Raw genomic sequence first — 24,947 nt, forward strand, 5'->3', positions numbered from 1 at the left:
GAGCGTCACCAAGCGATAAGTTACGACGCTACCTTATCAATTTGCAAGTGCAGAGATTGTCACGCTACGCAATGGCGCGGAGAGATATGTGCATAATTCCCTATCTTTGCCCCCACAATGCAATTAACAGACACATCGGCAGCTATTTGGGAGAAGGGTTATAACAACTACGGGCCGTGGCTCAAGGAGAAATACCCCGGGCACCGTGTGTTTAAAGTTATTGTTGATGGTAATTTTACCTGCCCCAACCGTGATGGCAGCAAGGGCTATGGCGGCTGCACGTATTGCAATGTAGATTCGTTTACGCCGTCGGTTAGTCGTAACGCATCTACCATCAGGCAGCAGGTTATGGAGGGCATGGAGCGTGCGCGCAAGGGCAACAAAGCCGATAAGTTTATTATTTACTTTCAGCCCAATACCAACACCTACGCCCCTGTGCATTACCTTAAAGCACTGTATGACGAGGCGCTAAGTTATTGTACCGAAGATATTGTGGGCCTGAGCGTAGGCACCCGCCCGGATTGTATCGACGCCGAAAAAATAGCCCTGCTGGAAAGCTATACCGACAGGTTTGACGTGGATCTGGAAATGGGTATGGAAAGCATTTACAACGAAACGCTGGACCAGATAAACCGCGGCTGCAGTCATGACGACCTGCTTGCCGCCCTTAAACTTGTAGAGAACAGCAAACTTGATATTTGTGTGCACACCATCTTCGGTTTCCCCTGGGAAACTAAAGAAATGATGCTAAAGTATGCTGCCGAAATAAACCGTCATCCGCAGATAAAATTTGTAAAGTTTCACCACCTGCATATTGTGGAGGGCTCTGTTATGGGTGTTAAATACAAACGCGAGCCTTTTAAACTTTTCGGCCTTGATGAGTATGCCGAATTTTTATGCGAACTGCTACCCCTTGTCAGGCCGGATGTGGTGATACAACGCCTCTTCGGCCTAAGCGACCTGGACCTGCTGATTGCACCCAACTGGGGCCTCAAAAAATCAGAGATACAGTATTATATTGACCAAAAGATTTTGAATAAAGGCGTGGTGCAGGGGAGTGCTTGCCCCCTCTAAATCTCCCCCGGAAGGGGAGACTTTTGATTTGTTTAATTAAAACCCTTTACAAAAATTAATAATGCTGCTTGGCGCGATGGGTAAGTCTTCCCTACCGGAGGAGATTTAAAGGGGGCTTTGCACTTATAAAGTATAAACAAGTATTTTAGGGGAATAAATCAGGGAGAGCCTTTTGTCACAAAAACATTTACAAAACTATATTCCGGCATTAACCGGGGTGCGCGCGCTGGCGGCTTACCTTGTTTTTATATCGCACTATTGTTATGTTTTTGGCGATGTTTTTCCTCACATTGTGCAACGCTTTTTTGGCGAGTTTCACATTGGGGTATCTGTATTCTTTGTGTTGTCGGGGTTTTTAATAACTTTTAGGTACTATAATAATTTTCATTTAACTACCAATTGGTTTAGGCAATACCTTAAAAACCGCGTGGCGCGCATATACCCCATGTATGCCCTGCTTACCATTTGTGCCTTTGTTTATTACTTTATTACTAAAGACCAAAGTATAACCCAAGGTTACCAAAACCCAATTTGGTTAATGGTGCTGAATATTACGTTTATGCGCGGGTTCTTTTATAGGTTTTGGGATACGGGCATAGCCCAGGGATGGTCGCTTACGGTTGAAGAATGCTTTTATTTTTCGGCGCCTATTATTTTTTTGATCGCCAAAGAATATAGTAAGTTTTATATACAGCCGTTGGTACTAACCGCCTTTGCTATAGTAATGGTGCTAATTTTTAGCCATGTAAATTGGTATGGTTTTTTCGGGAACTTTCCGTTTGTTATGCTGTTTACCTTCTTTGGGCGCTGTTTTGAGTTCTTTGTAGGCGTGCAGCTGGCGCGAATTGTTTTGCACCAGGGCTTTGCGCGCACCAATAAAATAGTGTACACCTATTTAGGTTTTATGCTGATGTTTCTTTGTGTGCTGGCGATGGCTTTTCAGCCGATACCTAAAGGCTGGGCGGCCGGGGTTGAAAGCCCCGCGGGTATAATTATCAATAATTACTTTTTATGTATTGCGGTGGCATTTTTCTTTTATGGGATATTGACCGAGGCCACCGTTTTAAAGAAGGTACTGGCCACTCCGTTTATTGAGCTGCTGGGCAAAAGTTCGTATATATTTTATCTGGTACATTTGGGCTGGATGTACAACCTGATACATACCGCAACCGACTGGTTAAATGATTGGGTATTTGCCTTATATGATAAATGGGGCGTTACATGGCACTCGCCTTTTGAGTATGATAAATTAAACCTGCTATATGCATTCATCATACTTAATGCCATATCGGTTTTGTTGTTTAAAACCATTGAAGAACCGCTAAATCATTACGTTCGTAAATCAAATTTCCTGATTAAGAATAAACCAGGTAACCCGGATAATGAATCGAACGTGAATAAAGGAGGTATGGCTATAAAATGAAAAAACTCATTAAACGCGATCTGATAAATTTATTAAACCGGCTACTGCACAATTTTATTAGCACAATAAGAGCTGGCAAAAGCCTCTGGTTTGGCTTTAAATACAAAACCCATACTTAATATGTAGCCCATAGCCTCGTGCAATGCAGCGTTTGATTTAAACATTGGGTTGGTATTAATATCGGCGTGCACTTCCAGGCTAACATCATACAGGTCAAGCAGGTCGCAAAGTTTGTAAGCTATATCGATAGATTTTTGCACCTCGAAAAGCATCCGTTCTTTAATGCTCATTTTTTGCGAGGTGCGCTCCTGATGAATAAACATAAACCCCCCTCTTGCTTCGCGCAAAAACACAATTACAGTAGCAAAATCAGTTACGTTTCCCTTAACCTGCGAATCTGTTCCTATACAAACTTTAAGCTTGTTGCCCAACAGGCTTTCTCTTTCAATTGCTTTTTCTACTTCTTCAATAATTGGCGATTGAATGATTTCGCCGCTAAACTTTCTCCAGGTCATAAAGTCGTTTTTTGAGTAGTCCGTTAATGCCTACACTAAAGATAAAGCATAAGCTTACATATAAACGTAAAGTGTGTGTGATTTATTTGTTAACATTTAATTATATATCAACAGGTTAACAACAGTATCAGGTAAGATTAGGTTTGCTATCTTTTAAATGTTTTAATTCAAAATCATAAAAGGTATTTAAAAATCAAATCCCTATCTTAGAACAACCAATATAACCATATAACCTCTTTTTTTCTGTATTATGAAAGATAACCGCAGACTTTTTATTAAAAAGAGCGCCTCGTTGGCAGCCGCACTTTCTATTGGAGGAAGTATTCCGTCAATAGCTAATACACGCCACGAAACGGCTAAACAGCAAGCCGAATTTGTTCGGGATGCCGGCATGCAATTATGCGAAGCTTTTTTTACAGGCTATGAAAAGCGCAAAATAACCTTATGCCAGCAAATGGATGTGTTGGGGGCGGTGAGTGGCATTACAACCAGTCTTGCAGGGCCCGATGCCAAGCCTTGGGAGTATAATACTATTGCCGCTAATGTTGATTACTGGAACAAAGCAGGCATGAAGCTGCGGGTAATTGAAGGGCCGCCTGCATTAGGCGAAAAAACTAAGTTAGCATTGGCAGGGCGCGATGAAGAGATAACAAACTTTATCACCTTTATGAAAAACCTGGCAAGGGCCGGCGTTGATACCATATGCTATAACTGGATGCCGGTTATTGGCTGGTATCGTACTGATATGGCCAAACCCGGCCGTGGCGGCGCATTAGTTACCGCTTTTGATTATGAAGACATTAAAAACGCGCCTGTAACCCAATATGGCGAGATAACAAAAGAGGCCCTATGGAAAAACCTGGAATATTTTTTAAAAGCCGTTGTACCCGAAGCCGAAAAAGCCGGTATTAAACTGGCCATGCACCCGGATGATCCACAGGTGGACAGTATAAAGGGGATAGCACGCATTATGACCACTGTGGATAATTTTGACCGTTTATTAAAACTTTATCCAAGCCCCAATAACGGCATCACAATGTGCCAGGGCAATTTCTCTTTAATGGGGGCCAATATACCAACCGTAGTTAATCATTTTGGAAAGCAAGGCAAAATACACTTTGTGCATTTTAGAAATGTTAGGGGAGGCAAAGTAAAATTTGAAGAATGTTTTCATGACGAAGGCCAGATAGATATGCATGCGGCCATGAAAGCCTACTATAATATTGGGTTTAAAGGCCCCATACGCCCGGACCATGTACCTACCATGGATGGCGACAGTAACGCCCACGCAGGCTACAGCACTATTGGTACTTTATATGCGCTGGGATACATAAGAGGTATAATGGAATCTGTTAGCAAGACCGGGGTATAGCCCCGTTTTTAAGCAGTAGCTACCAATTTACTCAAACTCCGGTAAACATATTCGTTATAAATATGTCTGCGGGCAAATCTGCCTGGCGAATCGGCATTGATCAGCTTTATATAAACAGCTTTGGGTACATCAAAATACTCGTAAGCACTGCCATCTAAAAAAGTTATTTTAAGTACCTGCGATTTAAATTCAAAATCGGCAATATTAGAAGTGGTAGTGGTAGCTGTGTATTCAGCTAACGACTGATTTCTTGTTTCGGGCGCAATACTCACTAAAAAATGATAAGCTTCAATAATGGTTTTGCTTTTTTCTTCAGCATCTGATTTTTCATTAACATCCTGAAACTTATCCGGGTGCCAAACTTTCATCAAGCCTCTGTAAACAGATTTTAATTCCTGCAGCTCGGCAGCTTCCGTAACTTCTAAAAGTTTCCTGTAATCAACAATTTTTTTCATCGTGTTCTTTGTAATTTATTGTCGTTGAAGCAGAAAGCAATGAAATTGTGAACGCTTTATTCAAGAAAATAATTTTGCAAAGGTACAGAATATTTTGATTCGATTAAAAAGATTGTACTTATCTGAGCCATGATCCTTTTTAGAAAAGATTAGCTTGATTATAAATTTCTGGTTCAAACAAATGTTTACGCCGTTACAGTAAGCGTATTCCCACTAATTGCTACAGTATATTTTTGCAACGCGGCAAGCGCCGGGCCCTGTATAACAGATCCGCTTGTACTAAATTCACTGCCATGCAGCGGGCAAATAAACAAACCCTGGCCGCTATTATAATTTATAGAGGCGCCTTCATGCGTACATCTTACCTGTACAGCTGTAAAAGAGCTGGCTACATTACCCGCGGCAATTCTTACCAATATTATGCCATTTGATATTTTTGAATCACCAATAGCGGTAAGTGAGGTGCTCAAATCTGTACTAAATGTAGTACCCGACCCTGTTGCCGGAGGAATTGGCGCAGTACCCGCCGAGGCCGGTGTGGCATCACTACCTTTACCGCCACATGCTACCAGGCTGCAACCCATGCATACTGCCAGTGCGCCTATTCCCAATTTCGATAAAAATTCTTCGCGTTCCATATTTGCTGTTTAATAAACTTTGTAAATCTTATCTTGTGTGTAGCTAATATTTTTTCTCTTCTTTTTTAGCCCTCGGGTTAAAATCAAACATTCTTGATATGGTAAAACCTATACGGTATTGCCCCTTTGAAAATCGTTGCTGCGAATTGCTAAGCATGTTCATCTCTGAAACAGAATTTGCATTGGTAATGTTTACAGTAAATACGTGGCCGCCGGTTTCCACCTCGTAACCAAAACCCATCGGGTCCTGAAACGTATCTGTATTGTTTCTAAAAGCAGAGAAAGGGTGCGCGTAATCCAATATTACACCTGAGTGATTGGTTAGCTTAATGCGCGCTGAAGCCTGCATTGCGAAAAAGCTCTGCTCATTACCCGGTAATATTGGAAAAGGTGTGTTATCACGCACATAAGTTGGTGCCACCTGTAAGGCAAAACCCGGCGAAAATTTACGGGCAAATATGGCTTGCATCAAATGAGAAAGCCTGCTGCTAAAAGTTGGGAATGCAGCATAAGGCTTTGCACCGATTTCGCCAAGCAGGGTTATAGCAATAGGCGAGCTGCCATTAGTTGTTTGGTGCAATACCGCCCATTTTAATTCCAGTTGTACTAATTGCCCAATAGTGCTCCTGCCCAGGTCGACGTTAAAATTATCGCTAATACCGTATTCAAAGCCGAAGAAAACATCATTAACCCGGTCAATACCAAATGCGGTTTGGGGGCCGCCATTACTGCCGGCAATATCACCAAACCGGTGTATTATCTGGAAATTTAAATTATTCCTTTTTATCATTTCGGTAGTTTGTGATAACACCAGCCTGGTTGATTTAAATATGGCCACAGGTCCGGGTTTTTCATCAACACCCATTAAATTCATTAAAGAATCTGCTGCCGAAATTCCTTTTTTAGTATCCGTTTGCTGTGCCTTTACATTCAGGCTTAACGCTATAATAGCTAATAGTGCGATGTGCTTTTTCATGTTTGATAATTTAGTGTATAATTAATTTCTATTTAACTGCTGCATATGTAGCAGAAACGTTCATTTTAATACTCTCTGCAATGTTGTGAAATACCAACCGCGGTATTGCAATATGATGATCGGCACATTTTACCATAAACTCCGAGGTTAGCGTTAACACGCCATTATTTACAGTAAGCGTGCCCGGGATAGTACGGGTTTGCTTAACATTATGTACATCCAACTCGCCTACCGCGGTTACCGGGTAAGTACCATTTTTAGTAAGATCAGGATGCTCTTGTATTTTGCCTTTAAAAGTGGCGCGCGGGTATTTATCACTTTCTAAATAATCGCTGTTAAAATGTTCCTGCATTAAAGCTTTAGGGAATTTGAATGTGGTTATAGCCACGCCAAATACCAAATCGCCTGTGGCCGGGTTATAAACCGATGTTCCGGATGATGTTTTGGCTGCTATATCTTCAATTGGCGCGGTAGAAAACAAGCTTATCTGTGCGTTTTTACAAGCATAGAGGGTCCCGCCTGCCTGGAAAATGCTCATCCAGGCAAGTAAAATAATACTGATATGTTTCATGTTTACTTAGGTTTTGTTAATGAATTTATGTTCCAGTTTAGCCCTACAGCTAAACCTGCTGTTTCTACCTTGATCTGGCTGTACCCTATATTTGACAGCGGCACTTTTAAATAAGGCTGTAAACTTATTCCAACCTTTGAATTAATTTGACGTTGATAAGTTGCCTCCAAATTCATGATGCTAAACAAATACTTGCCACGTGTTTTAACAGCATAATAGGATGGCCCGTACAGGGTTGCTGTATTACCATAATCATATGTATAGCTTTCATGCATCATGATGTATGATGATAAGCCTGTGCCCACAGTTATTTTGTTACGATGGTTATTATATACCTGGTAGCCAATGTTAATAGGTATATCTAATACCCGGCAATCAGCCGATACATATTCGGGTGCGTTTTTAAACTTATAGGTGGTATGATAATCTGCAAACGGCAGGGTGTATGGTTTAAAAGAATAATTTACTCCTGTGGTGATTGTAAACTTCTTAACCAATTCTGCCGAGAACAACAGTCCATAATTATACCCTTTAGTAGGATTCTGTAACGAGCCGACTCCATTTAACTCTGATGAGGCCAACGCACTCAAAGCAAATTGAGGGCGGAATGATGATGCCGTTTTCTTAATTCCGATCTTACCGGATTTTGTTTGTACCAAAGCATCAGGCGCTTGCGGCAAAATATTAATTGAAGCTATAGCCAGGGTACCCAAAGTATTTGAGGATGTAATACCCGGGGCTTCACTAACTGCGGCTAATGCCTCATAATCTCTTGTATTGGAAACAGGATTATGATCGCTGCCAATTTTTTCGACGGCATTGCCGTTATTTTGCCCATTAAGCGGCCGCGCATTTTGTGGCAAATTATTATTGCCATTATGCCTGCCCACCCTATAGTTATTTTTTGCTATATACTCCTGTTGTGTCTTTTTGTGTTGCGGCTGCCCCACCAATGCGTTTCTTGTTTTAGGGGTCGCGGCTGTTGCGGCCGGCTGTGCAGTCAACTTCTCTCCTGTATTTTCTGCCGATTGTTTTGTCGCTGCTATTTGTTGCTGCGCTTTTTGTGTTGTAGTAACGGTTATTGCCGGCTGCTGTATTGTTTGTTGCGTTTTATTAACTGCTACCTGTTGCTGTATTTTTTGCTCATGGTTTGTACCCTGTGGTTTAAACATTAGCCAGCCAAATAATATCAATATAGCTGCCGCAACGCTACCTAAAATAGGTAACCAAAAAATGCTTCCCGATTTTTTATTCTTATTAAGCATCTGCTCAAATGCATCCCAATCATCTTCCCGATACGCGGCTTCATCAACCGGGTCTGCGAGGCTATGCTTGAAAATCGTATCTATATTTTTCTCTTTTTTCATTACTTATCAATACCATTTTTATTATAAAACACCGGTTTTATAGCTGCGCCATTCATGGCTACTACCGGGTTAAAATCTATTCCTTTATTATAATTATCAGACGAATCTGCATCGTGTATCATTTGTTTTAGCTTTTGCCTAGCTTTAAAAAGGTTAGACTTTGATGTGCCAATATTTATATTCAGCATATCTGATATTTCTTCGTGCGAGTAACCATCAATTGCAAAAAGGTTAAATACCGTTCTGTAACCTTGTGGCAACCGTTGCACCATAGCCAGCAGATCATTATAATTTAAATTATTATCCGCTGATGTGCTTATATCATACACATGCTCCGCAGTTTCCAGATCCTCGGCATAAGCCATTTTAAGATTGGCCCGATAATAATCAATGGATACATTCATCATTATCCTGCCCAGCCAGGCTTTAAATGGCCTGCCGGCATCGTAAGATTCTATTTTGGTAAAAACCTTAAAAAAGCCCTGATTCATCACTTCAGCGGCCTCATCCCTATCGCCCGCATACCGTAAACATATTGCCATAGAGAAGCCATAGAAAGCCTTGTAAAGCAATTTCTGGCTTTTCCTGTCTTGTGTTATACAGCCCCTGATCAGTTGATGTAACTCTTCCTCGCCCATATGGGTTATAAAATAGTTGCTAATGTGATATTACCCGTTTCTATATCCATCACGTAAATTGTTGTGTAATGGTTGCCCGGAAGTATAAATTTAGTTTAAAATAATGATAGTCCGGGTCATTTTTATTGCTCTTATAAATTATTCCAATATTTCAACATGTTTATTGTTAGGTTTTTATGTAATTTTTAATGGGTAAAAGCAACCTTTTAGGTTTATCATTCGTGTATTAAGTAATCAATCTGGTTTAAACGTATAAATTATTATTTACATGATCCCTGTTTCGATAGTTATTATCACCAAAAATGAAGCTGAAGTTATAGCCGACTGCATAAACGCGGCTAAGATGATAACGGATGATATAATTATAGTTGATAATTATAGTACAGATGAAACTTTCAATATAGCCCGGTTATTAGGTTGCCATATATACCAAAAAAACTGGGATGGCTATGGTGCCAATAAAAATAAAGGCATAGGGTTGGCTAAGTACGATTGGATATTAAGCGTTGATGCTGATGAAATTGTTGATCTTGAACTTGTACTATCTTTACATAGCCTTAAACTGGATAATACGGGTATTGTTTACGACATTAAGTTTAAATCATACTTCGGCAAAAAGTTGATACGCCATGGCAATTGGGGGCGCGATCATCATATACGTTTATTTAATCGTACAGTAGTAAAATGGTCTGAAGCAAATGTGCATGAAACTTTAATGCTTCCCGAGCAAGTGCAAATTGAACGGTTAGATGGCTGCATGCACCACTATTCGGTAAAAGACAGTAATGAGTGTAACAACAAAGCGCTTTACTACGCACATTTAAGTGCCGAAAAATATTTACAGACCGGTAAAAAGGTAAATCCTGTTAAACTATATATATCGCCAATTTTTAGCTTTATTAAAAATTATATTGTGTTTTTGGGATTTTTGGATGGCAGGGAAGGTTGGAGCATTGCAAAAATTACTTATAAAAACAAATGGCTTAAATACCATTATTTAAACCGGCTGGAAAATAACGCCAAGAAAAAGCCATACATAAAAGCTAATTTAGCGGTTGAATATTAACCGCTTAGCAGGCTAAATGAAAAGAAAACTGCTCCAAAATCTTTCGGTAAATGCCCTGCAGCTTATTATCAATCAACTTTTTGCTTTAGTTATATTTTATATACTATCAATTAGCTTAAGCAAAGATAGTTTTGGGCAAATAAACCTTGCACTGGCTATATTGCTTGCTGTATTTAATATACTCTCTTTTGGTATTGACCAGGTTATTATTAAAAAAATAGCCGCAGGCGATGACGCGCAATCTGTACTATCGCTTTATATAAGTCATGTATTAATTACCGGCCTGTTGTTTTACGGGTTGTTGTTAACGGGTTTCGCCCTGTTTCCACATCAATCTGTTTACAATTTACTATTATTGATTGGTATTGGTAAGCTGATGATTTATTTCTCTACACCATTTAAACAAGCCGCAAATGGTTTAGAATTGTTTAAGCTGGTAGCCTACCTATCAGTAATATCTAATTTTGTGCGTTGCATATGTTTAGTAGTTGCCGCCCTACTACATGCCCTTAATTTGCCCGTTATTGTTGCTATTTTTATTATTGGAGATACGCTGGAGCTGGTTATAGGGGTTTACCTTTTTAAACGGATGGCTAAAATCCCGTTAATTAATAAATGGAACAAAGCCAATTATATTAACCTGGTGCGCGAGTCGTTGCCACAAATGGGTGTGGCATTAATTACATCGGCCCTGGCCCGGTTTGATTGGATATTTATAGGCTTTATATTATCAGCAGTAAAACTGGCCGAATATAGCTTTGCTTATAAAGTGTTTGAAGTTTCTACACTGCCCCTGCTGGCTATAGCCCCGTTGCTAATTCCGCATTTTACAAAATTGTTTAAGCAGCAAAATATTCATATCCCAAATTTTAAAACTTTAATACGGATAGAAATGGTTGTAGCCGGGTTTATTGGCCTGGTATTAAATATGTGCTGGGCTCCTGTTATTGATGGCCTAACCGCGGGTAAGTATGGTGCAATAAATGTTAACACCATTTTTATTTTATCATTATGCATGCCATTTTTATACCTGAACAATTTTTTATGGACGATGTACTTTGCACAAGGGCGATTAAAAATGATATTAACTGCATTCATCATTACCCTGATTGTAAATGTTGCCGGCGATATTATATTGATACCATTTTATAAAAATGAAGGCGCGGCGTTTGCCTTTTTAATAGCATGCACAGCACAAGCAATATATTTCCTGAAAAAGAATGAAATTGCCGGGCTTAACACTATCTGGCACCCATTGGTAATTTGTGTAACCTGTGCAGTATGCAGCGGCTTGATAACTAAGATCCTCCTTTTAAACACCTGGGTTGCTGTACCCGTTGCGGTGGCTATTTACCTGGTTTTATTATTAGCCACCACACAAGTAAAACTTACCGACCGGAAAAACTTAGGCCGGCTGCTTAATTGGTAAAATAAGTTCATTTCCGCCGCTTCTACAAGGCAACCATTTTAATTTTCAAACCGTAACGTTTAAGAGAAAATTAAAACAATTACCCATGGTTTCCACCTATGGTAGTTTCAACACGATTAAATTTAATGAATAACGGCACAAAAGTTTTAAACTTAAAAAAACTACTTATTTACGTAGATTGGAAACTGCTGTTGTTTTTGCTGTTATTTTTAAATGTAAAATTGGCTGTAAAAATTCCAGCAATTGTTCTTATCTATCTATTACAATTTGATTTTAAATTTGGTTTCAGGCTAAAGAACTCAAGGCTGCCGCTGTTTTATCCATTAATAATTGGCATTGGTATTATTGGCTTTATCATCAACAGCAATTATTTTAATATAAATTACAATATAGTTTTTGCAACCGGAATTGGCTTTTGGGTTATTTGCATACTGGCCATCCACCAGGTTAAACTATCGGTAGAAAGAAATAATACCGAAGTAATTCACAACACAATAGTGGTTTTCTTTATTATTAATGCAGTTGCTTCACTGCTAAACCTGGCCTATATTGTTTGGGTAACTCACGCTATTAATCCATACACCTACCAGGGCGAATATCAAAAATATTTTGTCAGTACCGGCGATTTTATAAAAGGACTCACATTTGATACCTCGACAACCAACGCTGTTTTAAATGCCTTTGGCATTATTTATTTTTTAAGTAAAAAAAATGCAGGCATGACGTTGTTATGCATGGCCGTTTTAATTCTTACAGCCAGTAATTTTACTAATGTATTTATATTGATTATACTGGCTTATCTGTTTGCTTTTAATAGTACCCGCGATCAAAAAAGTGTAATAATTGTTTGCCTGGTGTTTTTAGTTGTATTTATGGCAAAAATATCGCCACAGAATAATGACTATGTGATAAACACGGTTAAAACTTTCTTTTATAAGAAAAGCATAATATCACCATGGCCCGGCAACAACAAAATACCGGTTAACTTAAGGCCAGACAGCACGCTCAGTCCCGAAGAAAAAAGACAAAAGATTGCGATACTTTATTTAGATAGTATTGAAAAGGCACATAAGGCCCCTATCGCACATTTAATTCTTCCGCCAAACGTGCCGGCAACCGCTACAGGTAGAATATTATTGCCTAAGCCCGATGTTAATTTACCGGTTTACCAATGGCTTAAAACTACCCCGCCAGAGCAAAAACAACTGGTTGATTTTGTCAACGTGCACCAAAAGGAGCTGCCTATTTCAGGCCATCCACACTGGACATCTGTGCCGGGTAAAATTACAGGGCTGTTGCAAACAGTAAATTTTTTTAAACAACACCCCTCAAAAATAATAGTAGGGGATGGTGTTGGCAATTTTTCTTCGAAACTGGCTTTCAGGGCAACGGGCTTAAAGTTTACCGGTGGCTATCCGGCTAAACACATTTACATTAATCACAACTTTTTAATTAACCACCTTGATATTTATTTGAACTTTTTTAGCAAGTCTGCAAGTTCACATTCATTAATCAATAGTCCGTTTTCTGTATATGACCAGTTACTGGCCGAATATGGCTTAGCCGGGTTGCTGGCTCTTTTTGTTTTTTATATAGGATTTTTTGCAAAGCATTATGTAAACCTTACTTACGGCATACCCTTGCTGCTATTTGTACTGGCCATTTTTTTTATTGATTACTGGTTCGAGCAATTATCAATAATGATAATGCTTGAGCTGATGCTTTTTTTAAATATTAAAGAGGGACAGGGTTTAGTTAAAAATAAAAATTTACGCACCAATGAAAACTAACCCCTGCATAACCGTTTTAATGCCCGCTTATAATACCGAAAAGTATATAAGTGAGGCTATTGAGTCTGTTTTGCAACAAACGCACACCGATTTTGAGTTGATAATAGTAAATGATGGCTCGACAGATGGCACCAAAGCCATTATCAATTCTTATAAAGATGAGCGGATAATTTTAATAGACCAGCCTAACATGGGGGTTGCCGCGGCGTTAAATACGGGCCTTAAATATTCAAAGGCCCCATACATAGCAAGGTTTGATGCTGATGATGTGTGCCATCCGCAACGGCTTGAAAAACAAATAAAATTTTTGCTTGAAAACCCTGAATACATTTTAGTTGGAAGTGATGCCGATTATATTTTAGAGAATAACGATTTCCTGTTCCACTTTCAATGCATTGCGCATTCGCACCAGGAGATAATGGAAAAACTATACTTCTATTGCCCCTTTATGCACCCTACAGTAATGTATAAAAAGGCCAATGTAGCCAATGCCGGAGGATACCCTACTGATGCCCATAATTTTGAAGATTATTTATTATGGACAGCAATAGCCAAAGAGGGCAAGTTTTGCAACCTGGCGGAACCATTAATAAAATACAGGTTAAACTCAGCCTCGGTTACTATTGATGAGCGGTGGCGCGGTAAGCGCTTTCGCGAATTAAAAAGAGATGCTATTAAACGCGGGCATATAACGGCAGAAGAAGGCAATGAATTATTAGCCATTATTAAATCGCAGGACGTTAGAAAAATAAAAGAGGGATCATACCACGCGCTATGCGGAAAAAAATTCCTGGCTAATAATTATCAGCCCGAAAAGGCACGTGAACATGTAAAAAAGGCAATAAGCATATGGCCGTTAAGATTAGATAACTACTTATTATATACCGTAAGCTATTTGCCCGAAAAATTTATTTTATGGCTGCATAAAATGAGTCCAAACAAACTGTAACACAGATGAAAGTAGCCATCATAACAAGATCAACTTTATACAGTGTCCCCGGCGGAGACACCGTACAGGCTATGGAAACAGCCCGCCACTTAACAGATATGGGCGTGCAGGCCGAGATTAGGCTTACCAACGAGGCTATTGATTACGTTAATTATGATCTGTTGCATTTTTTCAATATTATTCGTCCGGCTGATATTTTGCACCACAGTAAAAAGGCCGGTAAGCCATTCGTGGTATCTACCATATTGGTTAATTACAGTGAGTATGATAAACATTACCGCAAAGGTGCGGGTATGGTGTTTAGCCATTTATCATCAGATACTATTGAGTATATAAAAACCATGGCACGCTGGGTTTTGGGGCGCGATCATTTATCGAGTTTATCCTACATCTGGAAAGGACAACGAAAAAGCATTGTTGAAATATTGGACCATGCTGACTCTATCCTGCCAAATTCCGAATCGGAATACAGGCGGGTGGTTAAAATGTACCCAAGTACCGTAAAATACAGCGTTATACCCAACGGTATTAATGCAACCCGCTTTACTTATAATGATACTATAAAAAAAGATGACGAGTTGGTGCTGTGCGTAGCAAGAATTGAAGGAATTAAAAACCAGCTTAATTTAATAAAAGCGTTAAATAACACACGGTTCAAATTGTTGCTTATAGGCAATCACAGCCCTAATCAAACAGCTTATTATAACGAGTGCCGCAGTATTGCCGCGGCCAACATCAGCTTTATTGAACATTTGCCGCAGGATGCCCTGGTAAATTATTATCAACAGGCAAAAATACATGTATTACCAAGCTGGTTTGAAACCACCGGACTTAGCTCTGTTGAGGCCGCGGTAATGGGCTGCAATATTGTAATAACCGATAAGGGAGATACACGTGAATATTTTGAAAACGACGCCTTTTACTGTGATCCCGCGCAACCCGAAAGCATATTAGCCGCTGTAGAAAAAGCAAGCACTACCAATTTTAACAGCCATCTGCGCGAAAAAATATTAGATAAATATACCTGGGCAAAAGCTGCCATACAAACTCTTAAAGCATATCAAACAGCCATTGTATCATGAAACTTAAAATAGCCATATTAGGAACAAGGGGCATACCAAACCATTACGGGGGATTTGAGCATATATCAGAATATGTATCAGTTGGTTTAGCCAAGCGGGGGCATGAAGTGAGTGTATATAACTCGCACAATCACCCCTACGCCGGGGATAACTGGAACGGTGTTAACATTATACATTGTTATGACCCCGAATATTTAATTGGTGCCGCGGGACAATTTGTGTATGATCTGAATTGCATACGTGATGCCCGAAAACGCAATTTTGATGTTATTTTAATTATGGGCTATACCAGCAGCTCTGTTTGGGGGCATTTGTATCCCGAAAAGAGCGCCATTATAACCAATATGGATGGCTTGGAATGGAAGCGTTCCAAATACTCAAAACCTGTACAGAAATTTTTGAAATATGCCGAGAGGCTGGCCGTAAGGCATAGCCAATTTTATGTGTCAGATTCTATGGTAATTAAATCATACCTGGCCCGTAAATATGACATAAACAGCCGTTACATCCCTTACGGCGCGGATATGATAACTAAGCAGGAGAGAGAGCAGATCACTCCCGAGGAGGCATTAAAAGAAGATTACTTTTTACTAATGGCCCGTATGGAGCCCGAGAATAATATTGAAACTATTTTAGAAGGGTACAACAATAGCAACTCGCCAAAACCATTTAAAGTTTTGGGCGATACCAGTAACCGGTTTGGAAAATTCATCACCCATAAATTTCAAAAAGATAGCCGCATACAGTTTAAAGGGTCAATTTTTGATACCGCAAAAGTGCGCGCCTTACAAAACAACTCTTACCTGTATTTTCATGGGCATAGTGTTGGGGGTACTAACCCTTCATTATTAGAAGCAATGGCCAGCGAGGCTTTAATAGCCGCGCATAACAATCCTTTTAACCAGGCAGTATTAAGCACCGATGCTTTTTATTTTTCTAATCCAAATGATGTAAAAAATTTAGTTGAAACCGTACAAAGACAGGAAACTGAAAAAACAATGGTGACCAATAACCTGCACAAAATAAAACACCTGTTTAACTGGGAGAGCGTTGTAGATGGCTATGAAGAATATGCTATAGAATGTTATTTGAATTATAACAATGGAAGAATTATTTCTTAAAAACGATACCCTGGCCAATAGGATCAGTTATTATCATTTAATGCTGTTCATGGTTAGCTTGCCGTTTGATCTTTTTTACAGCCATATTATCTTAATAAGTTTTATTATACACACATTAATACAACTTAACAAGAAAGATATTAAACCAATTTTTACAGTTAGGACTCTTGTACTGCAATCGGTATTTTTTGTAACGCTGCTTAGTACTATTTACACTATCAACCGCCCTGAAGCTTTTAATGAATGGGGAAAGCATTTGGCCATATTGCTATTCCCGGTGGCATTTTGTTTAACCTCTTTTGATATTCAAAAATATCGTTCAAGGCTATTACTGGCATTTTCATTGATCTGTACAGCAATTGTGGCCTATTTGTATTTAGACGCTTTCCGTACCATTAAGTATTACTCGTTACCTTATTCTGCTATTGTATCGGCGGCATTCACTAACCATAATTTCTCTGAGCCGATTGCCATGCACGCCACATTTTTTTCCTTACAGTTAGCAATTGCACTGGTTTATCTTTTAGGAGTGTTCATAAAAGAACGGTCGGCTCCTTACCGTTTATTTTATGCCGCCTGTGCCTGTATCCTTTTAGCAGGGATTGTCCAGCTATCTTCAAAATCTATTTTTGCAGCCTTGTTTTTGGCTATCAACCTGGCTATTCCTTATTTCTTGCTGCAAGGAAAAAAACGAATTAAATTCATAGTGATTGCAGCATCACTATCGGCTTTAATTGTTGCGGGCATATTTACATTGAACATTTTAAAGGTCAGGTATATTACTGATCTTAAATACGACCTTTCACTAACCACACCCGATAAAAAATTTGATTCACGTTTAGACCGATGGGGCACAGCTACCGGACTTATTGCTAAATCACCCATTACAGGCTACGGTGCAGGCTCAGAACTTGGTTTGTTGCATGAAAGCTTTTATGCTAAAAAATATTACAACTCATTCCTTAATAACCTGAACTCGCATAATGAGTATCTAAGCTTTTTATTAAAATCGGGCATAATAGGTTTGCTCATCTACCTGGGTACTTTATGGTTTGGTTTTAAAGAAGCCATAAAAAGAAAGGACTTGTTGTTTTTTACTTTTATGCTGCTGATAGCATTTGTTTCTTTCTCAGAAAACCTATTGGATGTAGATAAGGGAATAATATTTTACGCTTTCTTCTTTTCGTTCTTTGTATTTTCGGGGGATGATAAGAAGACTTACAAAGTTTCTAAAACTTAAGTCTTTCACTACAATTCCGCACGAATCTTATCCGCAGTGGCCCGAAACTCTTCAGGAGTGAATTTTAATTTTGGGTTAGAAAAATTCATATCACCAACACCATTTATAGGTATTAAGTGGATATGCGCATGCGGCACTTCCAGCCCTATAACGGTTACGCCAATTCTATTGCATTCAATAGCCTTTTTCATTGCTGTAGCAACAATTTTAGCAAAGATCAGTAAGCCGGTATACGTTTCATCATCCAGGTCGAAAAGATTATCAACCTCCTTCTTTGGGATAACCAACAAATGACCTTCTGCTAAAGGCGCGATATCTAAAAAAGCTAAAAACTCATTGGTCTCTGCCACTTTATAAGCGGGTATATCACCGGTAACTATTTTTGAAAATATGCTTGACATAGTTTAATGAATGAATTTTGATTGAGTGATTGAGCGAATGAAAACAAATAGCTTTGAATAAACAATAAACATTTACTCATTCAAAACTCACTCATTCACTCATTGAATTATCTGCTTACTTCTAATATCTCAAATTCCATTTTGCCCGCCGGTACAGTAATTTCGGCAATATCACCTACTTTTTTACCCAATAAACCTTTGGCAATAGGCGATATCACAGATATTTTGCCTGTCTTCATATCAGCTTCGCTTTCGGCTACCAACTGGTAGGTCATAGTGGCGCCGTTACTTACGTTTTTTATCTTAACAATAGACAATGCCAATACCTTTGATAAATCCAGTTTTGATTCGTCCAACAAACGCGCGTTGGCCAAAGTTTCCTGCACCTGGGCTATTTTGGCTTCGTGTAAACCTTGTGCCTCTTTAGCTGCATCGTATTCTGCGTTCTCAGACAAGTCGCCCTTATCGCGTGCCTCTGCTATAGCCTTCGTTATAGTGGACCGCCCTGTAGTTTTTAGTTCTTGTAATTCTTGTTTTAATTTTTCTAAACCTTCTTTGGTAAAATATGCTACCTCTGCCATAACTCACTAATTAATTTTTATTTATCTAATTGGTTTGCCAAAAAAAACCGCCCTCCCTATTTAAGAAGGACGTAATGACTTTAAAAACAAACAAGACTATGCAGGCGTGCCCATATAGTCTTGTTTAGTGTAAAACGAAGATAAGATATTTAAGTTTTAAAATCCAAATTTTTGTTTACTGAAACAACAAAAATTTAGTGGTCAGAGGTTAGAGATTAGTTGAACAGCATACAAGCCTAATCACTAATTAACTATTCTCTAATTATTAAGCGTAGCTTCTCAGCCATTACCTCGCTAATTTTACGATACGAGTCGAACGTCCAGCCGGCAACATGTGGCGTTAGTATTATTTTACCCGATTTTTTCAGGTCATCAAACCATTCCTGCTCACCCAATGCCGGAAACTTTTCGGTCTCCAGTACATCTAATCCTGCACCCAGTATTTTGCCCTGCTTAACCGCATTTACTATTGCCCTAACCTCGGCCACCTTACCCCGTGATGTATTAATAAAAAATATGGGCTTCTTAAAATGGAACAAGTACTCCTCGTTAACCAAGCCTTTTGTTTCTTTGGTTAAGGGTATATGCAGGCTCAGCACATCGCTCAGTTTAACAATTTGTTCCATACTTACCTCGCGGGCATATTGGTCAGAGAAACCGGTTTTATATTTATCATAAGCAATAACATCAACCCCAAAACCAGATAGTTTTTTGGCAAAGCTTTTCCCCATAAACCCATAGCCTATTATGCCTACCGTTTTTCCTTTTAGCTCATAACCACGATTGGCCTCGCGTTTCCACTCGCCATTGCGTATTTCGGCATCAGCAGTAATAAAATGGTTCATCAACGACAGTAATAAGCCAACGGCATGCTCGCCTACGGCGTCCATATTACCTTCGGGGGCATTGATCAGGGTAATATTCTTTTCGGCGGCATAAGCTTCGTCAATATTGTCCATGCCGGCACCTGCACGGCAAACAAAACGCAGGTTATGGGCGGCATCCATTACCGGTTTGTCAACATTGAATTTAGAGCGGATAACCAATCCGGCATAATCGCCAATAATTTGCAGCGCCTCATTCGGTTTTATTAAGGGTTGATAGTCGCATACATAACCCATGGCTTCTGCCTGTTCAATAAATATGGGGTGGATATCGTCGACGATGAGTATTTTATTGTTTGTGTCCATTATTTGAAGAAAGCCCAAATATCAATATTTATTTTTCTTTGGGTCCATCCGATTATCCCAAAATGACAATAAATAAACTTCTGATTCATGTACAAGATAAAATAATGAGTTTTGCTTACCAAGTACCGCCTTTCTGATACCTGCGGATAAACTTATTTATTAAACTAATACTTGGATAAACATGCTATTATTTTAAATTTAGACAATTATTAATTTGACTAAATGACTGTAAAAGAAGCATTAATTGGTTTCTATAAATTCAACAGGCTAAATCTCACTGAAGATTTTGAATCTCATTGCGTAAGAGTTTATATTGGCTGCATACTGGCACCGGTTCCGAACATCAACGCGAGAAAAAAATATTTAAAATTTCATGACTTGCATCATATCATGTCTGGCTATGGGATTGATAGAATTGGCGAAAGCGAAATAAGCGCCTGGGAGCTTGGGTCAAGAAGCTGCCGAAAACCATTAATATCCATCATGAATCTGTTTGCTTTATCAACTGGCTTTATACTTGATCCGACTAAAGTAATAACTGCTTTTTACAGAGGCTGCAAGAGTAAAAACTTATATTATTTAGCTGAAAACATAAGCGAAGCAGATATCGATCAATTAGATATGGTACAAACCAAATCAAACCATTTAGAGATACGTCCAACTATAAAATATAGATGGTTAAGAAAGTTAGAGTTTTGCGGCTATATTTGTATGTCGATGATAATCCATGTAATAATGTTGGTTGCAGGGAAAATGCTGCTGACAGCAGAGTGGATCAAAAATCAATTCGTAAAAGTTAAATCCGCTTAGTTCATTATCTATAAACAGTTATCTGCTTAGTAATCTTCACAAAATCATCAACAGTCAATCGTTCTGCCCGTAGGTCAAGCAGTGGCTCTTCGGTCATTTTTTCTTTGTTGATGAGGGATGATAAAGCATTACGCAAAGTTTTACGGCGCTGATTAAATCCTGCTTTTACAACCTGCCAGAAAAGCTTTTCATCGCAATCTAATTGCGCCACTTCATTACGTGTTAATCTAATTACTGCCGATAGCACTTTTGGAGGCGGGTTAAACACCCCGGCTTTTACGGTAAATAAATATTCTACCTTATAATAAGCCTGCAAAAACACGCTGAGTATACCGTACTCTTTACTTCCAGCTTTAGCGGCACAACGCTCGGCTACTTCTTTCTGGAACATACCTACCACCTCAACTACCTGCTGCCTGTTATCCAGCACCTTAAAAAGTATTTGCGACGATATATTGTATGGAAAATTACCAATAATGCCTAACGGCCCGGTAAAGGTTGCCGCAAAATCCATTGCCAAAAAATCGGCATTGATAAGCCTGGCACCTAATTTGGGATATTTCTTTTGCAGATACTCGTACGACTCTCTATCAATATCGATCAGATAGGTGTCGTATTCCGTTTTCTCCAGCAAAATATCCGACAGCACACCCATACCCGGCCCAACTTCCAGCACTTGCCGGTACTTGTTTTCGGGGCGCAGGCTATCCACTATTTTAGCCGCGATATTTTTATCAGTAAGAAAGTGCTGACCTAAATGTTTTTTTGCTCTTACTAATGTCATTATTAATCAAAATATTTGAGCAAATTAAGTCATATTTGTGCTTTAATCAGGAACTCTTAGCCTAAAATCTTTTATTTGCAGTAATTTTAAGGTAAAAGGTTGTAATCGATGTAATCATAAACCATCGGTGTAATCAAATATAAACATGAACGAGAAACTTAAAGTAGGCATTAGCATTGGCGACGTAAACGGTATTGGTTTAGAGATAATTATCAAAACACTTGCCGACAGCATGATCTATAATTATTGCACGCCTATTGTTTATGGCCATACCAAAGTGGCATCATTTTATCGCCGGGTTACCGAGGTAGGTGAGCTGAATTTTCAAGTGATAGATCATCCGTCAAAAGCGCAGCCTAAACGTGCCAACATGATCAACTGTTGGGAAGAGGATGTAAAAATTGAACCCGGTATACCCAATAAAGAAGTAGGCAAATACGCTTTTGCATCATTAGAACGTGCCACAGCCGATTTACTAAGCGGCGCTATCGACGCGCTGGTTACCGCCCCTATAAATAAAGATACTATACAAAGCGAAAGCTTTAACTTCCCCGGCCATACAGAGTATTTGCAGGACCGCGACGGCGCGGCCGAATCATTAATGTTTTTGGTTAGCGATACCTTACGTGTTGGTGTGGTTACCGGCCATATACCCGTTAACAAAATAGCCCAAAGCCTTACTACCGAAAAAATATTAGCTAAACTAAAGCTGATGAATGCCAGCTTGCGCGATGATTTCTGGATACGCAAACCCAAAATTGCTGTATTAGGATTAAACCCACACGCCAGCGATAATGGCCTGATAGGCCATGAAGAGCAAACCACCATTATACCGGCTATTGACGAAGCAAGAGCAAACGACATATTGGCTTTCGGCCCTTATGCTGCCGATGGCTTTTTTGCTAACGGCACTTATTTAAAGTTTGATGGGGTACTGGCCATGTACCACGACCAGGGTTTAATTCCATTTAAACAAATTGCTTTTGAATCGGGCGTTAATTTTACGGCAGGGTTAAAATTTGTACGTACCTCGCCTGATCATGGAACGGCCTATGATATTGCTGGAAAGAATTTAGCATCAGAAATATCTTTTCGCGAAGCGATATTTACCGCTTTGCATATTGTAAAACACCGCAAGGAGGGTGCAGAGCTAAATGAAAACCCGCTGCTATTTAGCAAGCTAAGCCGCGACAGGGACTAAGATTTCCACAATTGTTAATATAAAAGCCTCATCTATAGATTTTTTTTGATTGATATTGATTATATTTGGTATAACCTGTATCCATTAAACCCCTATTGTTATGAAAAAAGTTTCAGATATACTAACCCGTAAGGGTAGTAGTGTTGTTGCTATTGATGCCAACGCACTGGTTTTAGATGCTTTGAGGCTAATGGCCGAGAGAAATATTGGTTCAGTTATAGTTACAGAAGATGGCGAATATGCAGGTCTGCTTACCGAAAGGGACTATGCGCGTAAGGTTATCCTGGAGGGACGATCATCTGATGGTACAACCGTGCGCGAAATTATGAGCACCGGCCTGCCCAGGATACTTCCAAACAGCTCCATTGAAACTTGTATGCATATTATGAGTGACAGTAATATCCGCTATCTGCCTGTTTTTAGTTATGATAAGCTATGCGGTATTATTTCTATTAGTGACGTTGTTGCAGAAACCATACTATTTCATGAAGCTACTATTGAGCATTTAAAGAGCTATATACAATCGTAGCAAACTGCTACCGTTCATGAAAATCAAAGGGTAAGCCTGTGGTGACAGGCGTAGCTATCCTTGAAATATATTATATTCATCCGGCCCTCCACGGTAACCGCTACCAACCATAATTGCAGCATTCGCATAAATACAGAACCGGATTTAGTTTACAAATGACAAACGAAATTAGTTGCGGCAATTCAATCTCAGCGTCAACATTAGCTATAAATACTGCTAACACAACAATTTTGCTTATCTTGTACCACATCAAAAAAATATAGTGACATTTCAGGATTTTAATTTCAACGAACACCTAACAGAAGGCATTACCAGCATGGGGTACACCACCCCAACACCAATACAGGGAATGGCCATTCCGATTATTTTAGAAGGTAAGGATATTATTGCCTGCGCCCAAACAGGTACAGGTAAAACCGCTGCATTTTTATTGCCGGTATTACAGCATATCAGCCATACGAAAAAAAACCATACAAGCACCCTAATATTAACGCCAACACGTGAGCTTGCCCAACAGATAGACCAGCAAGTTGAAGGACTTGCTTATTTTACCGGCATCAGCTCCATCGCGGTTTTTGGCGGGGGAGACGGGCACGTTTATGAACAGCAGCGCCGTGGTATTCAAAACAATGTAAACATTATTATTGCTACACCAGGCAGGCTGATAGCTCACCTAACATCGGGCGTATTAAAGCTAAATCAAATAAATCATTTGATATTGGACGAGGCCGACCGTATGCTGGATATGGGTTTTCAGGATGACATTATGCGCATAATAAGCCATCTGCCTAAAGAGCGGCAAACCTTATTGTTTTCGGCTACTATGCCGGGGCGCATACGTAATTTGGCTAAATCGGTATTAAAAAATCCTGAGCAGATAAATATTGCCTTATCACAACCGGCAGTTGGTATAGATCAGCAGATTTATCGTTTACACGATCAGCAAAAAACACCATTATTGCAGCATTTGCTAAAGGATGGCAACTTTGTAAGCACCATTATTTTTGCCTCAAGAAAAGAAATAGTAAAATCACTATATAAAGAATTAAAGGGCATACAGCTTAAAGCCGAAGCTTTCCACTCAGACCTGGAACAAAAGGAAAGGGAAGAGATCCTTTTAAAATTCAAGAACAGGCAGTTGCCCATTATTATTGGTACCGATGCACTTTCGCGCGGTATTGATGTGGAGGGGATTGACCTGGTGATTAATTATGATGTGCCGGGCGATGCCGAAGATTATATTCACCGTATTGGCCGTACCGCAAGGGCCGCTACTACCGGTACCGCTATTACCTTTGTTAATCATCGTGATGAGCGCAGGTTAAAAAGTATTGAAGAATTGATAGATAAAAAGATAACCCAACACCCGCTGCCAGAGCATTTAATAAGCATTGTCGAAGTTAAGCATGAACCCAAGCCTAACCAAAACAGGGGCAACAGGAACAAAAAACGGGTCTGGAAAAAATAAGCTTTATCCTACCATAAAATAATCATAGCGATCCTTGCTTTTGTATCATAATGTCTCGCTTGTCTTGTAGTGTCTTATCTGTCTTGTAAAATAAATTACAAGACAGTTTAGGACAGTACAAGACAACTTGTTTCCTCAGCCCATTACCATGCCGTCATTGCGAGGAACGAAGCAATCTCTACATAAGCTAATCAGTTATGAAGTATGTTTTATTTAAGCAGGGCTCCTATTTCTATTCCAACAATACGTTTTGTTGATTGTCCTACGTAGAGATTGC

At 39.4% G+C, this 24,947-nt stretch carries 25 protein-coding genes; 14 read left to right on the top strand and 11 right to left on the bottom strand.

Annotated elements, in window-relative coordinates:
• The first annotated feature begins 117 nt into the window (after positions 1-117).
• Entirely contained in the window at positions 118-1,074 is a 957-nt protein-coding gene (locus JWR23_RS09240) for a TIGR01212 family radical SAM protein (RefSeq protein WP_299515523.1), read from the top strand.
• A 172-nt stretch (positions 1,075-1,246) separates the two neighbouring features.
• Positions 1,247-2,497 (top strand): acyltransferase, encoded by a 1,251-nt coding sequence (locus JWR23_RS09245; RefSeq protein WP_299515525.1) that lies wholly within the window; start codon positions 1,247-1,249, stop codon positions 2,495-2,497.
• 41 nt (positions 2,498-2,538) lie between these two features.
• Here the strand turns inward: JWR23_RS09245 and JWR23_RS09250 are convergent, their stop codons facing one another.
• Positions 2,539-3,012, bottom strand: a complete 474-nt coding sequence (locus JWR23_RS09250; protein ID WP_299515526.1) for a ribonuclease H-like YkuK family protein — start codon at positions 3,010-3,012, stop codon at positions 2,539-2,541.
• 250 nt (positions 3,013-3,262) lie between these two features.
• Here JWR23_RS09250 and JWR23_RS09255 point away from each other — a divergent pair, with 250 nt between their 5' ends.
• On the top strand, positions 3,263-4,384 hold the full coding sequence (locus JWR23_RS09255) for a mannonate dehydratase (RefSeq protein ID WP_299515528.1): 1,122 nt from the start codon (positions 3,263-3,265) through the stop codon (positions 4,382-4,384).
• An 8-nt stretch (positions 4,385-4,392) separates the two neighbouring features.
• On the opposite strand, the gene JWR23_RS09260 is transcribed toward JWR23_RS09255, so the two are convergent.
• The 6 genes from JWR23_RS09260 to JWR23_RS09285 form a co-directional block, all read right to left on the bottom strand.
• A complete protein-coding gene (locus tag JWR23_RS09260) occupies positions 4,393-4,839 on the bottom strand; it encodes a KTSC domain-containing protein (protein ID WP_299515529.1) in 447 nt (148 codons plus the stop codon).
• A gap of 185 nt (positions 4,840-5,024) precedes the next feature.
• On the bottom strand, positions 5,025-5,477 hold the full coding sequence (locus JWR23_RS09265; protein WP_299515531.1) for a ubiquinol-cytochrome c reductase iron-sulfur subunit: 453 nt from the start codon (positions 5,475-5,477) through the stop codon (positions 5,025-5,027).
• Between the two features lie 43 nt (positions 5,478-5,520).
• Positions 5,521-6,453 carry a DUF5777 family beta-barrel protein gene (locus JWR23_RS09270; RefSeq protein WP_299515533.1) on the bottom strand — a complete coding sequence of 311 codons (933 nt, stop codon included), beginning with the start codon at positions 6,451-6,453 and terminating at the stop codon, positions 5,521-5,523.
• A gap of 28 nt (positions 6,454-6,481) precedes the next feature.
• Positions 6,482-7,024 (bottom strand): YceI family protein, encoded by a 543-nt coding sequence (locus JWR23_RS09275; protein WP_299515534.1) that lies wholly within the window; start codon positions 7,022-7,024, stop codon positions 6,482-6,484.
• Positions 7,025-7,026: 2 nt separating this feature from the next.
• The gene (locus JWR23_RS09280) at positions 7,027-8,391 is read right to left on the bottom strand and encodes a hypothetical protein (protein ID WP_299515535.1); all 1,365 of its coding nucleotides are present in this window, start codon (positions 8,389-8,391) and stop codon (positions 7,027-7,029) included.
• Complete coding sequence (locus JWR23_RS09285) at positions 8,391-9,029, bottom strand: RNA polymerase sigma factor (protein ID WP_299515536.1); 639 nt, start codon at positions 9,027-9,029, stop codon at positions 8,391-8,393. Before JWR23_RS09285 ends, JWR23_RS09280 begins: the two co-directional genes overlap by 1 nt.
• 268 nt (positions 9,030-9,297) lie before the next feature.
• On the opposite strand from JWR23_RS09285, the gene JWR23_RS09290 reads away from it, so the two are divergent.
• The 7 genes from JWR23_RS09290 (at position 9,298) to JWR23_RS09320 (ending at position 17,706) form a co-directional block, all read left to right on the top strand.
• Complete coding sequence (locus tag JWR23_RS09290) at positions 9,298-10,095, top strand: glycosyltransferase family 2 protein (RefSeq protein WP_299515537.1); 798 nt, start codon at positions 9,298-9,300, stop codon at positions 10,093-10,095.
• Positions 10,096-10,111: 16 nt separating this feature from the next.
• Positions 10,112-11,524, top strand: a complete 1,413-nt coding sequence (locus tag JWR23_RS09295) for an oligosaccharide flippase family protein (protein WP_299515539.1) — start codon at positions 10,112-10,114, stop codon at positions 11,522-11,524.
• Positions 11,525-11,649: 125 nt separating this feature from the next.
• A complete protein-coding gene (locus JWR23_RS09300) occupies positions 11,650-13,314 on the top strand; it encodes a hypothetical protein (protein ID WP_299515541.1) in 1,665 nt (554 codons plus the stop codon).
• Positions 13,304-14,263, top strand: coding sequence for a glycosyltransferase (locus JWR23_RS09305; protein ID WP_299515543.1), 960 nt, complete (start codon positions 13,304-13,306; stop codon positions 14,261-14,263). The genes JWR23_RS09300 and JWR23_RS09305 overlap by 11 nt, the downstream gene beginning before the upstream one ends.
• Positions 14,264-14,268: 5 nt before the next feature.
• Positions 14,269-15,345, top strand: a complete 1,077-nt coding sequence (locus JWR23_RS09310; protein WP_299515545.1) for a glycosyltransferase family 4 protein — start codon at positions 14,269-14,271, stop codon at positions 15,343-15,345.
• Complete coding sequence (locus tag JWR23_RS09315) at positions 15,342-16,466, top strand: DUF1972 domain-containing protein (protein WP_299515546.1); 1,125 nt, start codon at positions 15,342-15,344, stop codon at positions 16,464-16,466. The genes JWR23_RS09310 and JWR23_RS09315 overlap by 4 nt, the downstream gene beginning before the upstream one ends.
• Complete coding sequence (locus tag JWR23_RS09320; protein ID WP_299515548.1) at positions 16,447-17,706, top strand: O-antigen ligase family protein; 1,260 nt, start codon at positions 16,447-16,449, stop codon at positions 17,704-17,706. The genes JWR23_RS09315 and JWR23_RS09320 overlap by 20 nt, the downstream gene beginning before the upstream one ends.
• 8 nt (positions 17,707-17,714) lie before the next feature.
• On the opposite strand, the gene JWR23_RS09325 is transcribed toward JWR23_RS09320, so the two are convergent.
• The 3 genes from JWR23_RS09325 to JWR23_RS09335 all read right to left on the bottom strand — a co-directional run bounded on the left by JWR23_RS09325 (position 17,715) and on the right by JWR23_RS09335 (position 19,878).
• Entirely contained in the window at positions 17,715-18,107 is a 393-nt protein-coding gene (locus JWR23_RS09325; RefSeq protein ID WP_299515550.1) for an HIT family protein, read from the bottom strand.
• Positions 18,108-18,214: 107 nt separating this feature from the next.
• Positions 18,215-18,688 (bottom strand): transcription elongation factor GreA, encoded by a 474-nt coding sequence (gene greA, locus JWR23_RS09330; protein WP_299515552.1) that lies wholly within the window; start codon positions 18,686-18,688, stop codon positions 18,215-18,217.
• Positions 18,689-18,939: 251 nt separating this feature from the next.
• Entirely contained in the window at positions 18,940-19,878 is a 939-nt protein-coding gene (locus JWR23_RS09335) for a 2-hydroxyacid dehydrogenase (RefSeq protein ID WP_299515554.1), read from the bottom strand.
• Between the two features lie 222 nt (positions 19,879-20,100).
• Between JWR23_RS09335 and JWR23_RS09340 the strand changes: the two genes are divergently transcribed.
• Positions 20,101-20,688, top strand: a complete 588-nt coding sequence (locus JWR23_RS09340; protein ID WP_299515556.1) for a hypothetical protein — start codon at positions 20,101-20,103, stop codon at positions 20,686-20,688.
• Between the two features lie 4 nt (positions 20,689-20,692).
• Here JWR23_RS09340 and rsmA read toward each other — a convergent pair whose 3' ends face one another.
• Entirely contained in the window at positions 20,693-21,472 is a 780-nt protein-coding gene (gene rsmA, locus JWR23_RS09345) for a 16S rRNA (adenine(1518)-N(6)/adenine(1519)-N(6))-dimethyltransferase RsmA (protein ID WP_299515558.1), read from the bottom strand.
• A gap of 145 nt (positions 21,473-21,617) precedes the next feature.
• Between rsmA and pdxA the strand changes: the two genes are divergently transcribed.
• From pdxA to JWR23_RS09360, 3 genes are all read left to right on the top strand, one after another.
• Positions 21,618-22,673, top strand: a complete 1,056-nt coding sequence (pdxA, locus tag JWR23_RS09350; RefSeq protein ID WP_299515560.1) for a 4-hydroxythreonine-4-phosphate dehydrogenase PdxA — start codon at positions 21,618-21,620, stop codon at positions 22,671-22,673.
• A gap of 100 nt (positions 22,674-22,773) precedes the next feature.
• Positions 22,774-23,202 carry a CBS domain-containing protein gene (locus JWR23_RS09355; RefSeq protein WP_299515561.1) on the top strand — a complete coding sequence of 143 codons (429 nt, stop codon included), beginning with the start codon at positions 22,774-22,776 and terminating at the stop codon, positions 23,200-23,202.
• Between the two features lie 262 nt (positions 23,203-23,464).
• Complete coding sequence (locus JWR23_RS09360) at positions 23,465-24,670, top strand: DEAD/DEAH box helicase (protein WP_299515563.1); 1,206 nt, start codon at positions 23,465-23,467, stop codon at positions 24,668-24,670.
• The last annotated feature ends 277 nt before the right edge of the window (positions 24,671-24,947 follow it).

This window comes from Mucilaginibacter sp. (assembly GCF_028288205.1).
In the GTDB taxonomy this organism is placed as follows: Bacteria; Bacteroidota; Bacteroidia; order Sphingobacteriales; family Sphingobacteriaceae; genus Mucilaginibacter.